This window comes from Bacillus sp. ISO11 (assembly GCF_003458115.1).
GTDB classification, from domain to species: Bacteria; Bacillota; Bacilli; order Bacillales; family Bacillaceae_G; genus Bacillus_A; species Bacillus_A cereus.
This window is the reverse complement of record NZ_QXCO01000065.1, coordinates 1-14,029: the sequence shown is the minus strand read 5'-3', so window position 1 is coordinate 14,029 and position 14,029 is coordinate 1. Positions and strand designations below refer to the sequence as shown.

The window sequence follows — 14,029 nt, the reverse complement described above, 5'->3', positions numbered from 1 at the left end:
CTCTTTCTGTAAATAGTTTTTTTGTCATTTTCAACATTCTCCGATCTCAATTTTCCTTTTATTATACAAGAAATACCCTATAGAATAGACTTTTTTCAAGTGTCTATTCTATAGGGTACATTTTAAAGTCTATAACTTTTTTTATTTAACCTATTTTCTTATCCGCTCTAGTTGCTGGTTGAACTTGGTTTTTTGCTTTTACAACGCTAATGCCATATCCGATAAATCCACCGATAATCGCTGGGAAGATCCAGCCTAATCCTACTTCCTGCATCGGAAGGAATTTAGTGAACACTTGGCTTACTACTTCAATGTTAACTCCAGCTGCACTTAATCCATCGAATAAGCTGATGATAAATGTTACGATTAAGCTCACTTGATAAACTTCAGCTCTTCCTTTGAATAATGAATGGAAGAATGTTAAGAAAATCAATACGATTGCTAGTGGATAAATTGCTGTTAATACTGGAACAGAAACTGCGATTAACTGTGTTAATCCTACGTTTGCAACAATTGCACTAAATACACATAGCGTGATTGCAATTGCTTTGTAAGGAACATTTGGGAATAACTTATGGAAGAATGAAGAACATGCTGATACAAGTCCCACACTAGTTGTTAAACAAGCTACTGTAATCATTAATCCTAATAATACTCCGCCATATGATCCGAAATAGTAGTTAGAAACTTTCGCTAATACTTCTCCGCCGTTCTCTAAATGTCCAAGCTTTGCAACACTTGAAGCACCCATATAAGAAAGTGCTGTATAGATAATTGCTAAAATAGATGCTGCAATAATTGTCGCTTTTGCACAAACGACCATAATTTGTGTTTTCGTTTTCGCACCTTTTTCTTTAATAGCATTGATAATGATAATCCCGAATACAAATGATGCTAGCGTATCCATCGTTAAGTATCCTTCTTGGAATCCTTTAAAGAATGCATGTGATGTATAAGCTTCCACTGGTGCTTGCATATCTCCAATCGGATGTATAAAAGCAACGATTACTAAAATACCGATGAAAGTCAACTTAATTGGCGTTAAGATTTTTCCAACAATATCGACAATTTTCGCGGGATTTAGCGAAAAAAAACAAGTGATACTAAAGAATATAATTGTGAAAAGAATTAAAGGTGTAGAACCTACTCCTTCTGGCATAAACGGCTTAAGACCAATTTCATAAGAAACATTTCCTGTTCTTGGTATTGCAAATAACGGACCAATCGCTAAGTATAAAACTGTTGTAAACACAATCCCAAACACTGGGTGAGCACGACTAGCTAACGACTGCAAATCATCTTTACCTGAAAAACCAAATGCTAGTACACCTAGTAATGGTAATCCAACACCAGTTACTAAAAATCCAGCGTTAGCAATCCATACATTCTCTCCAGCTGATTGACCAAGCATCGCTGGAAAAATTAAATTTCCCGCTCCAAAAAATAGTGCAAATAACATTAATCCAATAACTACTATGAACGAAAACGGTACTTTATTCGCCATAATATAACCCCCATTCAAGTTTCCTTATCTCATTTTCCAATTTTAACTAATTGAATTTTCTGAATATTTAATTTAAGTATCAACTATTCTTGAATTCATTATAGTTTGCTATATAATATTTTGCAATACTATTTTCGAACTTTTCTTTTATTTTATAAATATACATTTTTTAACATGAAAAATAGACTAAAAAACCAACATAGTCATCCATGTTGGTTTTTCCATTTACTATCATGAATTAAAATTTTGCTGCTACTTTTTTAACGTTTTCTAGACCTTCTTCAACAATTTGTTGTGAACGATCTGGATATTGATTGTGTCCTTCAATTACAACTGTCTCTGGATTTGTAATTCCCCAGAATCCAAGTACAGTTGTTACGTAATTAACTGCCATTTCCATAGGAGCCATTTGCTCTGAAGAGTAATCTGAACCACGAGCACCTAACACAACTACTTTCTTACCACCAACTAAACCTTCTGGGCCATTTGCTGTATATTTAAACGTTTTTCCAGCTTGAGATAAGTATGAAATATATGTGATTAATGGTGCTGGTACTGTAAAGTTCCATAATGGGAATGCAAATACAACCTTATCAGCTTCTAAAAATTGATTTAAATATTGATCTACTGTAGCAACTGCCTTCTCTTCTTCAGCTGTTAACTCCATACCTTGGCTACGTTTATATCCACCTGAAATCGCAATATTTCCGTAATAAGGAAGATCTAATGCAAATAAATCTAATTCCGTAATTTCTGTATTTGGATTTGCTTCTTTATAAGTACTTACAAATGTTTCATACATTTTTGAACTAACTGCTTGCTCCGCTGGACGATCGTTTGCTTTTACAAATAATACTTTCGACATTTTTTTATTCCCCTCTACAGTCGTATTTTCTTCTTTTTTACCAAATAATGAGCTAAATAGTCCCATTTTCTTCACCTAATCTTTCTTTTCATATTCATTATTCATCATCATAAAAATTCTTATTCTAAGAAAAAGTTCCAATAGATACCTTAAGTTACGCCATTGCAACTTTTTGTTATTTAATTACCTTATGTAAGTGATTGTAATATAGCCACTTACTTTAGTCAAGTAACTTTTAATGAAAAATAAAATCTCGACTTAAAAATATTAAGCGAGATACAATTGAACACCAAATACATCTTTATTACTTGTATAATAAACTTAGAGAGGAAAATTCATATATAGAAAGGATTTATTCATGAGCACTATAGAAAAGATTCAAACTTTTATTATTCTTTTTGCTGTTACATGCGGCATCGTACTCGGACAATTTAATATGATACATACGTATTCAGACAAATTTATTGTCCCCTTCTTATTCTTCATGCTATATGGATTATTCCTCAGCATCCCATTAAAAGAAATAAAAAACGGATTTCGCAATTTAAAATTTGCTGGAACAAGTCTTACTATTAACTTCTTATGGACACCTTTACTCGCTTGGGGGTTAGGGGCACTATTTCTTTCCGATCATCCAGCACTTTGGGTTGGATTTATAATGTTAATGGTTACTCCATGTACAGATTGGTACTTAATCTTTACTGAAATAGCGAAAGGTAATGTAGCACTTTCTACTGCAATTTTACCTGTAAATTTAATTTTGCAAGTACTGCTCCTTCCCATTTATTTATTTTTATTTGCTGGTGTCATGAAAACTGTAGCGATTTCTGTTTTAGTAGAAAGTATTGTTATCGTAATCGTCTTACCATTTATACTTGCACACGCTACAAAGTTCATTATGAATAAAATGAAAAAAGCTGAACCTCTCGAGAATAAACTCATTCCTTTTTTCAGCTCTGCTCAAATTGTATTTTTAAGTTTAGCAATAGTAGCGATGTTTGCATCACAAGGTAAATATTTACTACAAAATATGAATGTTGTTTTATTATTACTCGTTCCTGTTCTATTGTTCTTCATCATTAATTTTTTACTAGGACAATTTATCGGGCGCATGATGCATTTATCTTACAAAGATACAGTAAGTCTAAGCTTAACAACGTTAGCAAGAAACTCACCTGTTGCACTCGCTATCGCTGTGACCGCTTTTCCAGACGAACCTCTTATCGCACTTGCACTCGTTATTGGACCATTGATTGAGTTACCGGTACTAGCTTGTGTGTCACAAGTTTTGTTGCTTATTAAGAAAAAACGGCAATATGCATAATAAAAAACGTCCCATTTTGGGACGTTTTTTATTATGGAAAGATTACATACAACACTTACTTCTTATTTATCAATACAAATGAAATTACCGAAACTACAAACGTAATAATATCCATTATAAATCGATGGGCTCTAAAAATGTTATATGTTATAGAGAATTAACTTTTCGTTACATTAACAGATCCTTTCTAATTAAAAATGATAGGAAACGTAAATATAACGAAAGCTGCCCAAAGTCCGTATATTGGCAAATACTTCGTAACGGCATCTTGGATAGCTTTTGGTCCTGATTTATTTTGCAAGAAACGCATATAGGAAAACATAATCCAAATTAGATTTGCCCAGATCAGTATGTTTACACCTAAAACAGCTAGTCTATTAGGTGTAATCCCGTAAGAAGAAAGTCTAAATACGATGGCTGACAATGCAACAGTATCAATAATAAGTGCCAAAACAATTAAGGAAAAATTTATATAATCTGAAATGTTCTTTTTCTCGTCCGAGTCACTCTCAACGATAGAAAATATAGTAACAGCCAATACACCAAGCAGTATTCCGTTGAAGGCCATTAGGAAATTGCGATCCAAGAATGGATTTTTCCCGACCCAAATTACCGTTATAAGATAGATAAGCAAGGTGATCAGGACGAGAGGACTAAAAATTTTAGATATGTATGGTGTAATATTTTTAGCAAGCTTAAGATTCATTGATACTAAGTATGCAGTCACAATAGCGAGAGCGGCTGCTCCAAATAAAACAACATTACTAAAATAGAACTCTCCTATATCTAAGTCAACAAAGCTAAATAAACGCATGGTGAATATTGCTAGTATCATTCCGCTCACTGCCATGCTCCCGTAGAGAAGACAATATTCTAAATTAAATTTAATATAGGCTAATCTTGTACCGCCTTTTGAATATTCATTTCCTGTAAACGCAAGCCCTACTAAGACCCATAAAAATATAGGAAGATGTAAATAAGCAAGTATGGTACTGTCTTTATAATTTATTGGCAATGTATTAAGATACACCCCGGAAACTAGGAATAACGCTATAAGGGAATAAATAATACTTTTTTTCGGCTTATTATTGTAAACAAAATAAGCAGCAATAAAGGGAATTACACCAAAAGCCAAGTTTATTGGAGCAATTGCTTCCTGCTCAACAAAGTGGAAAATGATCCTGGTGCTTATGCCGGCCAGAATAGCTAAAAGGCCCATGAATAAGAAGCCTTTTTGAAACAAAGATGTTTTTTCTTTATTTACTTTCTCCTTGAAATGCAACCTTTCATACCAAGCACCTAGAATTTGAGAATCAGGGTTTTGGTCCCATGCTTGTGAGAATGCTTTTTTAAAAGCTTTCGGATCTTTTCTATACATCTTCTCCAACTCATGGGGGTTATCCATATTTTTAACAATCAAATTGTTACTGTTCATAGTTATACCTCCTCTAATTTTAAAATAAGGTTGTTACCTTTTAACAAGAGCACCTCACTCATTTATTATGATTTTGATTTTAATACAAAATTTATCGTTTTACAATAAAAAATTATTATTTAAAGGATTTTTTTTATCGTTAAATTTTATATCAAAGAAAAACAAAAGAGCATGACAATTTTATGTCATGCTCTTTTAACAAATTAATTCTCAAATACAAAATTAATATTATTATCTTTCCACTCTAATTTCGCATCAAACGTTTTCTCGCCCTTTTTAAAACCTTTAATTAAATCAGTCTTTTCACCTTTTAAGAGCTTTGTCATATTCTTTTGCGAAATTGTTTTACTTAATATCTTCTTTGAAATGGTGAAATCACATTGCGTTGTATTATAGTTAGAACAACCGTAAAACGTTGATTTATCAATTACATCGCCATCACATTTTTTACAGCTACCAACCTTTTTACCCGTTGTAAATTTCGATCCTTTTCGTTCAATCGATTCAACATGTAGTCCCGTGAAATCCCACTTCTCAGACATTTCCACTGCGTCTTCAATAATTTTAGCTGATAGCTTTTTCGTCTGTTCCATAAAAGTTGCTGGTGAAGCTGTACCTTCACCAATTTCCGCAAGACGTTGTTCCCATTTCGCAGTCATTTCCGGTGAAGCTAGTATTTTGTCACCAATTGCGGTAATTAATACTTTTCCTTTATCAGTCGCATACACTTGGTTTTTCTTTACATCTATATATTTACGGTCTTTCAGCATCGTAATAATACCCGCGCGGGTCGCTTCCGTACCTAAACCTTCTGTTTTCTTCAATACCTTCTCTAGCTCTTCATTCTCTAAATACTTACCGGCTGTTTTCATTAACGTAATAAGTTGTCCTTCTGTATAACGCTTCGGTGGCTGTGTTTTTCCTTCTTTCACTTTCACCTTTACAACTTTTCCCTCTTCGCCTTCAGCTACAATTGGAAGAATGGTTTCGTCATCTTTATCGTCTTGGAAAATAACTTTACGCCAACCTTCTTGAATTTGCTGTTTTCCTTTTGAAATGAATTCAGCGCGTTCATCTACAAGCGTAATGATTGTTGTATAGTCAAAGATTGCAACTTCATAATGAGCTGCAATGAGCCTTCTTACAATCATATCGTAAATTTTCTTTTCATCACCGGATAGTCTGCTTGGGTTTGTAACTTGCTCTGTCGGAATAATTGCGTAGTGATCTGTTACTTTCTTTTCATTCACATAACGCTTATTGTTCATAATGGATTCAATTGGTGCCGGTAATAAGCCTTTATATTCATCAAACTGACTTAACTTCTGTAAAATATCAGGGAAAGTCGCTGCTTCTCCTTGAGTAACATAGTTAGAATCTGAACGTGGATAAGAAACAATCCCTTTTTGATAGAGTGCTTGCGTTATATCAAGCGTCTTTTTCGGTGAAAACTTAAAGGCTTTATTTGCCGTTGCTTGCAGTGATGATAAGTTGAATAAAAGCGGCGGCTGAAACTCTTTACGCTCCGTTTTCATTTCCTTCACAACAGCCGGTTTCCCTTGGCAAAATGCCGCAATTTTATTCGCCATATCAGGGTCTTTTAAGCGGGATTCATTATCCTTCTCCCATTTCCCGTCATATTTCTTTCCTTCTATATTAAAGGTTGCAAACACTTCCCAGAAAGGCTCTGACTTAAAGTTTTCAATTTCTTTCTCACGCTTTACAATCAATGCTAACGTTGGTGTTTGGACACGACCAGCAGAAAATACATCATTCATTCCTTTTTTCTTTAGCAAAATACTAAACACACGTGATGCATTCATACCAACAACCCAGTCAGCACAAGATCTTGTGTATGCTTCGTAATACGTATTAATTGTATCTGATTCATCAAGTAAATTTTTAAACCCTTGATAAATAGCTTGCTTCGTTAAAGACGAAATCCATAGACGCTTCATCGGCTTTTGCACATTACAAAGATTAATAATATTTCGTACGATTAGTTCCCCTTCACGCCCAGCATCGCCTGCGTGAATAATTTCTGTTACCTGTGGATTATGTAACAGCTGTTTCACAACGTTAAATTGCTTATACTTTGACTTTGTTACTTCAAATTGAAAACGCTCTGGAATCATCGGTAATGTATTAAGTGACCATTTTTTCCACTCTGCGTGATAATGCTCTGGATTACATAACTGCGTCAAATGACCAATTGCCCATGTACAGTACGCTCCATTTGGAAATAACTCATTTGCTTCTACTTCTAAATATCCATCTTTCCGGCGATATTTAAACTGTGAAACAAGAGCCAACCCTTGATCTGGTTTCTCGGCAATAATTAATTTCATTTTATAACTCCCTATCTGTATTCCAGTGTTACTTTCATTGTCTATATGTTTAGAAGCGATGATAAAACAACAATCTTATTTATCATTCGCGGTTTGTCTCGCAAATGTGAGACCTATAATATTATACGCTTATTCTTTATGGCTTCACAATAGAAACTCATAATATAACAATTTCTTTCACATGCTTACAATTAAAAAAGACGCCCTAAAAAATCAGGCGTTCCTTTGCTTACATCTATGAAATTGTGCAGATAATATGCAGATATAAATTATCATAAGTACACATATGATGAAATGAACGATAGGACAAGGAGGTATCATAATGTTTGCTTATACGTTAACTACCTTAACACTTTGCTGTACCTCAATTCTTATTGCATCCAATATTTCTAAACGTAAGGGTACCCTAATGGAGTATATGGTATTTATTATGTCTTTTAGTATGAGTATCGGTTTAAGTATTGGTTTTTATTTAGGCATTCTCTTTAAGGGGGAATTACTATATTCTACTTTACTTGCTATTTTAATTAGTGGTTTTATCGGTTTTTTAGTGGGTCTACGTTTTCACCTATATACTGCTTTAGAAGGACTGTTCTCTGGATTAATGGCAAGTATGATGGGAGCAATGATTACAGAAATGTTAAACGCTCAACAAGCTCATAGTATATTGTTCATTAGCCTTTTACTTACTATAACGATTACTATGTCCTGTGTGATTCAATTGTTATCGGAGAACTTTTCTACTTTTATCCAACAGCGTTTTTTGTTATTACTTTCAATTAGTGTAGTAATTATCGTTGCCGTATTCGCGACATTCCCACATCATACTCCTGCACCTTCACCTGGGCATAATCAACATATACATTAGTACTTGCAACAAAAATGAATAAGCAGCTATCCATAGGATAACTGCTTCCTATTATTCTGGCTTATTAGGAATGTTTTGGTTTGGAACATAGTCAGATTTATAATCTGTATAGTTCACTTCCGTTACCATCCCTGCTGAAGCATGATGTAGGTCGTGACAGTGGAACATCCACTCACCGGGATTGTCTGCTACAAAGGCTACTTCATATTCTTCTCCTGGTTTTAAGTTCAATGTATCTTTTACAATTGGAGAACCTTCTATCGGTTTTCCATCTTTACTCAACACCTGAAAGAAGTGCCCGTGTAAATGCATTGGGTGATCATCCATTTTAGAACGATTTACCAATTTCACTTTTACTAAATCACCCTTTTTTACTTGAATTGGGTCAATATCCGGAAATACCTTTCCGTTAATTGTATATACCATTTCATTTTCATTCATTTGCGTATTTAAGTCCATATTATATGTGGCAGTATACTCTTGATTTAACGTGAAACTACCTAATTTTTTAGCACCATATTTCGTCATATCTAATTTCGCTAATTTTCCCTTTTCATCTGCTTTATCTTTCATCTCTTTGCTGCCATCATACTCAATAACAGCTTTCATTCCTTTTGCACCTTTATTTTTTGAATGGTCCTCAACATACCACTTCCCAGGATTATTAGCAGTAAATTCAATATCATAACGTTCACCCGGTGCGATTGAAATTACTTTATCCTTTATAACTTTTGGATTGTTTATTGGTTGACCATCTGTCGCAATTACTTTTATATCATGACCGTGAACATGTATATCATGTGATAGATAACCAGCATTAACAAGTCGAAGACGAACTTTATCTCTCTTATTCACTTTCAATGGCACTACTAAATCACCGCTTTTTCCATTGATTGTGAATAAATCATACATACTCATATCATGACCTTCCATCTTCATATTTCCATGGTCCATTCCTGCCATATTGCCAGAGTCTTTTTGATCACTGCCCATGTCCATACCAGAATGATCCATGCCGTTCTTATCATCATTCTTTTTCGTATTTTCATCACCTTTAGATTTATTACCTATTTGCCCTTTTGTCATTTCTTTTAACTGCTTTTTAATTTCTTCTTTATCTGTAACCCATTCATCCAACAGTAATGTGTAATCTTTATCATATTTTTCCTTTGTATCCTCTACAATGAGCGCTCCATACAAACCTCTATCTAATTGATTTACAGAATCTTGATGCGAGTGATACCAGTACGTTCCTGGTACGTTCGCTTCAAATTCGTAAGTGAAACTTTTTCCTGGTTCAACTGCATCTTGTGTCACGCCCGGAATTCCATCCATGTTATTTGGGACAGGATATCCATGCCAATGAATAGATACTGGTGCAGATAATTCATTTTTTAATGTCACTTTCACCTTTTCACCTTTTTTCACTCGAATTTCTGGACCAGGAGATGAGCCATTAAATGTCCAGACTGGAACAATAACACCGTTACTTAATTTTTGCTTTTCTTCTTTCGCTATTAAAGTAACTTCTGGCCCTTTTTCAACCTTCAATGGTTTTGTAGCTGTTTCAGTCTGTAGTGTTTTGTTATCATTCATATTTTTATGATCATTTGTTGTATTTGTCGTCACAGAACAGGCAGCAATTAAAAATATTACAGAGACAGTAACGGCTGCTAATACAACTCGCTTCATGGACAATCCCTCCTTATTCTTTTTCAAAATCATTATAGAAATTGATTTTCAAGAAAATAAGGAGATGTAATTAGCTCTTACGTAAGCTAATTGGAAAATTACTAAAAGCGGAGACATTACAAGAGACGAATATTTTAGTAATACAAAATGCTTTCCTTGTAGCGACTATATTAGCCGTTCTCGTATTTGTTTTGACGTTATTTCTTAAGAAACAATAACACTGCTATTATTAAATAAGAAAAATGTAGCTAAAATGCTCTTCACAAAAGAACTTAGATTTCTGTATAATAAGAACTAATGTTCCTCACAGACAATGGACTCAAATTACACAAATATATCAAATAGAAGAGGATTGATATACGATGAAAATTGATAGACCAAAAATTTCACCAGAGTTATCTTCAAAGAATTTTCAAGATATTTTTTATGAAGAAGATCCAACATTGGAAGTGTGTGAAATTATAGACTCCACTTTCGAAAATGAATCTGTAGATAGAGTGCGGTTATATGATGCGGTGATAAAAAACTGTAAGTTTACTAATACAGACTTTAGCAATATTGATATTACAGATGTTTGTTTTGAAAACTGTGATTTATCAAATGTTAATTTAAGCAATTCTTCTGTTCACAGAGTCGAATTTAAAAACAGTAAATTAATCGGAGTAAATTTCACAGGATCTAGCTTAGGAAATGTTAAATTTGAGAATTCAATTTTGAATTTAGCGGCATTTGGAAATTCTAAACTAGAAAAAATCATCTTCAATGAAACTTCATTAAATAATGCAGATTTTTTTGACTGTAAACTTAAAAAAGTTGAATTCCAATTATGTAGTCTTGATGAAGCTAATTTTGATCAGACATCACTGAAGGGGATAGATATTAGTTCTTCTACCTTTGATACACTTACAGTTTCAGTGAACGATTTAAGAGGATGTAAAGTATCGACATATCAAGCTGTTCAGTTTGCTACTTTATTAGGATTAATAATTAAAGATTAGTATTTCGAAGAAAAGAACCCTATCCCGAATCATGGATTTTTTAATTGTCCACGATTCGAGATAAAGTTCAAATAATTTAGTGATGACTCTTTTATTATTTTACTACAGCTTGGTTTCCTTTTACATGTTCATTATTTACACTCATAAATTCTTCAATTTCTTCAACTTCCCTAATGATATCTTTTGACAAGTTTTCATACCCGTCTTTCGTTACAAGAATGTCATCTTCAATACGAATTCCAATTGATTCTCCTTCAATATAAAGACCAGGTTCAATTGTTATAACCATACCTTCTTCTAACACTCTATCTTTATATGTTCCTACATCATGTGTATCTAAACCAAGGAAATGGCTGACACCATGATAATAGTATTTTGATAACTCTTCATCTTCTTGAATTAAACCAATTGCTTTACACTCTTCTGCCAGTACCTTTTTTGTATGCTCATTTAATGCAGCGAACTTTAATCCTGGCTTAATAATCTCTGTTGTTTCTTTTAATGCTTTTAATACAATATTATAAATTTGTTTTTGGCGACTAGAGAATGTTCCATTTGCCGGGAATGTATAACTAATATCAGCGTTATAGTAGTCTTTTTGAGCACCTAAATCTAGTAATACTAAGTCACCATTTTGAATTTGTGCATCATTATCTTCATAATGAAGAACTGTAGCATTTTTCCCACTCGCCAAAATTGTATTGAACGCATGGTACTTAATGCCAGATGACTTCAGTGTAAAATCAAATTGTGCTTCTAATTCATACTCCATCATGCCTGCTTTTGCATGCTTAAGTACGTTGTAAATACCGTCTTTCGTTATAGCAATCGCTTCTTTAATAATTTCAATTTCTTCCTCTGTTTTAAATACTCGTAATTCACAAATGTTCGGATATACATTACCAATTGTTACGTGTGGGTATTTTTCTCTTACATGTTTAGCAAATGCTAATGTTTTTGTCTCCGTACCATTCCAATCACGACGTTCTATATCTAAATATAGATGCTTCGCATTTTCTGTAAAAAGTATATTTGACATTGTCTTTTCAAAGCTATCTAAATATACAACTTTCTTTATACCTGAAATTTTCTCTGCTTCTTCGTTAGAAACTGTTTTACCGACCCATTTTTCCATTACTGGATCTGACTTTTCAATGAAAAGTGTTTCTTCAACACTACTTCCAACCTTTTTCAGCATAAAAATAACATTTGGTTCATCGATTCCCGTTAAGTAGTAAAAATTACGATTCGGTACAAATTTATAATGTGCATCAGCTGACATATGCGGTGCTTGTCCCGCAAATAAAATCGTAATAGACCCCTCTGGTAATGTGTTTGCTAATCGTTCTCTATTTTGAGCAAAAAATGTTGATTTCATGATAATCCCCCTAGCGTTTTATGTATAATTGTGAAACTAATTATTCAATACACTTCATTCTATTATTGTTATAATTTTTCGTCAATTTTTAACTAAATTTTAGATAGTATTGACACAGGCAACTAAACAAGTTACAATAACTATAAATTAGTAAGTTACTAATTTAAATTTAAATAAGAGGTGAACAAAATGCAAAACATTTTATTCCGTATTAACGAATTGTCAAAAAAAGAAAAAGCGAATGGATTAACAGTTGATGAAAAACAAGAACAACAAATGTTGCGCCAAAACTATACACAAACATTTCGTGGAAGCTTAGATTCCATTTTATTAAACACAAAAATTGTTGATCAAAATGGTCTTAACGTTACACCTGCTGCATTACAAGATGCTCAAATACGTTTAAAATTAAGCAAATGAGTTCCGAGCTAAAGAATTCTAATAAAACATAAAAAGAGCTGGATTTCCTATATAGAAATTCCAGCTCTTTTTATTGTCTTTTTTAATTTAGTAAACGAGCGATACATTGCAATTCTCCACGACACAATCATCGCAAATGCAAGTAAGAAAAACATGCCGCTTAACTCTGCCAAATCAATTGATTGGCTTAAATATGACTTTAATGCCACGCGTACAGCTAATAAGCCTACTAAAATAAATATGAATGCTTTTGACGGTTTCATAAATATATGTTCGCCTTTTATTTCGAACTTAGTTGTTTTAATAAGAAAAATAGAAAAGATAAGCCCTATACTAATTGCCTCAACTATTTCTAACGATGTTAATCGAAACTCTGGTAAAAAGTACATCGTTGCGCCTGTACTCATAAAAATTGGCGGCAATATAATTTTCTTTTTCGTTACCGGCTTTTTCGCTGCTTTAAAGCGCAGAAACATGACACCAACAGCCATACAAACCGCTAAAATACTTGATAAAAGTGCTATCATACTCTTCCCACTCCTATCTATTTAAAAGACTTTTTGAGCAAAATCATAAACCAAACGAGCCCGACACTTATAATAACATGACCTAATCCAGCCATATGGCTTAAACCGTAAAAGTCAGTTCCATTTACTTGTAGAAGACCTCTCCATAGCATTGTAGCAATAGTAAAGATTACTCCTACATTATAAACAACAAACCATGCACAAAAGCTCTTTGTTTCTTGTACATGAAACACTTTACATAAGGCTAAAGCAATTAAAAAGAATACAAAACCGAGCACTAATACATGTGTATGCACTAATTGCAACATTGTGGATCCTTTAATTCCTTGTGCTTTCGAATACTCTCTTGCAAATACACCTGATAATAAACCAATAATTAAGTAAATAAATGCCGCATTATATAATTTCTTCATTCTATTCCTCCTGTTGTAAACTTTCTATATTCGCTGCAATTATTTTAAGCAAAGTTTATGAACGGAGTATGAACAAAATATTACATTCAATTTTTGAAAATAAAAAAGCCATTCCACAAATAATAATTGTTGAAGTGCACCCCAATTGTTAGACACAGTCTAACAATTGGAGGTGCATTTTTTATGGCTAAATTTTCTTCAAAAGAAAAAATCCAAGCGGTGAAACGATATTTAGATGGTACAGAAAGTGGAAAAAT

General features: G+C 33.3%; 12 protein-coding genes. 4 read left to right on the top strand and 8 right to left on the bottom strand.

What is annotated here, in order from left to right:
- Nucleotides 1-145 precede the first annotated feature (145 nt).
- Both brnQ and D1166_RS30375 read right to left on the bottom strand, forming a co-directional pair.
- On the bottom strand, nucleotides 146-1,504 hold the full coding sequence (gene brnQ / locus D1166_RS30380; RefSeq protein ID WP_001284785.1) for a branched-chain amino acid transport system II carrier protein: 1,359 nt from the start codon (nucleotides 1,502-1,504) through the stop codon (nucleotides 146-148).
- Nucleotides 1,505-1,742: 238 nt separating this feature from the next.
- Nucleotides 1,743-2,435, bottom strand: a complete 693-nt coding sequence (locus D1166_RS30375; RefSeq protein ID WP_000522529.1) for an FMN-dependent NADH-azoreductase — start codon at nucleotides 2,433-2,435, stop codon at nucleotides 1,743-1,745.
- A gap of 292 nt (nucleotides 2,436-2,727) precedes the next feature.
- On the opposite strand from D1166_RS30375, the gene D1166_RS30370 reads away from it, so the two are divergent.
- Nucleotides 2,728-3,693 carry an arsenic resistance protein gene (locus tag D1166_RS30370; RefSeq protein ID WP_097855752.1) on the top strand — a complete coding sequence of 322 codons (966 nt, stop codon included), beginning with the start codon at nucleotides 2,728-2,730 and terminating at the stop codon, nucleotides 3,691-3,693.
- A gap of 187 nt (nucleotides 3,694-3,880) precedes the next feature.
- Here D1166_RS30370 and D1166_RS30365 read toward each other — a convergent pair whose 3' ends face one another.
- Nucleotides 3,881-5,128 carry a DUF4153 domain-containing protein gene (locus tag D1166_RS30365; protein ID WP_001087657.1) on the bottom strand — a complete coding sequence of 416 codons (1,248 nt, stop codon included), beginning with the start codon at nucleotides 5,126-5,128 and terminating at the stop codon, nucleotides 3,881-3,883.
- Between the two features lie 203 nt (nucleotides 5,129-5,331).
- Nucleotides 5,332-7,476 (bottom strand): DNA topoisomerase III, encoded by a 2,145-nt coding sequence (gene topB / locus D1166_RS30360; RefSeq protein ID WP_097855753.1) that lies wholly within the window; start codon nucleotides 7,474-7,476, stop codon nucleotides 5,332-5,334.
- A 322-nt stretch (nucleotides 7,477-7,798) separates the two neighbouring features.
- Here topB and D1166_RS30350 point away from each other — a divergent pair, with 322 nt between their 5' ends.
- Nucleotides 7,799-8,344, top strand: coding sequence for a hypothetical protein (locus tag D1166_RS30350; RefSeq protein ID WP_069605410.1), 546 nt, complete (start codon nucleotides 7,799-7,801; stop codon nucleotides 8,342-8,344).
- A 51-nt stretch (nucleotides 8,345-8,395) separates the two neighbouring features.
- Here D1166_RS30350 and D1166_RS30345 read toward each other — a convergent pair whose 3' ends face one another.
- Nucleotides 8,396-10,036 (bottom strand): multicopper oxidase family protein, encoded by a 1,641-nt coding sequence (locus D1166_RS30345; RefSeq protein ID WP_097855754.1) that lies wholly within the window; start codon nucleotides 10,034-10,036, stop codon nucleotides 8,396-8,398.
- A gap of 362 nt (nucleotides 10,037-10,398) precedes the next feature.
- Here D1166_RS30345 and D1166_RS30340 point away from each other — a divergent pair, with 362 nt between their 5' ends.
- Complete coding sequence (locus D1166_RS30340; RefSeq protein WP_000687273.1) at nucleotides 10,399-11,034, top strand: pentapeptide repeat-containing protein; 636 nt, start codon at nucleotides 10,399-10,401, stop codon at nucleotides 11,032-11,034.
- A gap of 94 nt (nucleotides 11,035-11,128) precedes the next feature.
- On the opposite strand, the gene D1166_RS30335 is transcribed toward D1166_RS30340, so the two are convergent.
- A complete protein-coding gene (locus D1166_RS30335; RefSeq protein WP_000842970.1) occupies nucleotides 11,129-12,412 on the bottom strand; it encodes an aminopeptidase P family protein in 1,284 nt (427 codons plus the stop codon).
- Nucleotides 12,413-12,601: 189 nt separating this feature from the next.
- On the opposite strand from D1166_RS30335, the gene D1166_RS30330 reads away from it, so the two are divergent.
- Nucleotides 12,602-12,832, top strand: a complete 231-nt coding sequence (locus D1166_RS30330; RefSeq protein ID WP_001179612.1) for a DUF896 domain-containing protein — start codon at nucleotides 12,602-12,604, stop codon at nucleotides 12,830-12,832.
- 47 nt (nucleotides 12,833-12,879) lie between these two features.
- Here D1166_RS30330 and D1166_RS30325 read toward each other — a convergent pair whose 3' ends face one another.
- Both D1166_RS30325 and D1166_RS30320 read right to left on the bottom strand, forming a co-directional pair.
- Nucleotides 12,880-13,359: a CcdC family protein gene (locus D1166_RS30325; protein WP_000561046.1), complete on the bottom strand. Its 480-nt coding sequence runs from the start codon at nucleotides 13,357-13,359 to the stop codon at nucleotides 12,880-12,882.
- A gap of 17 nt (nucleotides 13,360-13,376) precedes the next feature.
- On the bottom strand, nucleotides 13,377-13,772 hold the full coding sequence (locus D1166_RS30320; RefSeq protein WP_000737863.1) for a DUF2871 domain-containing protein: 396 nt from the start codon (nucleotides 13,770-13,772) through the stop codon (nucleotides 13,377-13,379).
- Nucleotides 13,773-14,029: the final 257 nt, after the last annotated feature.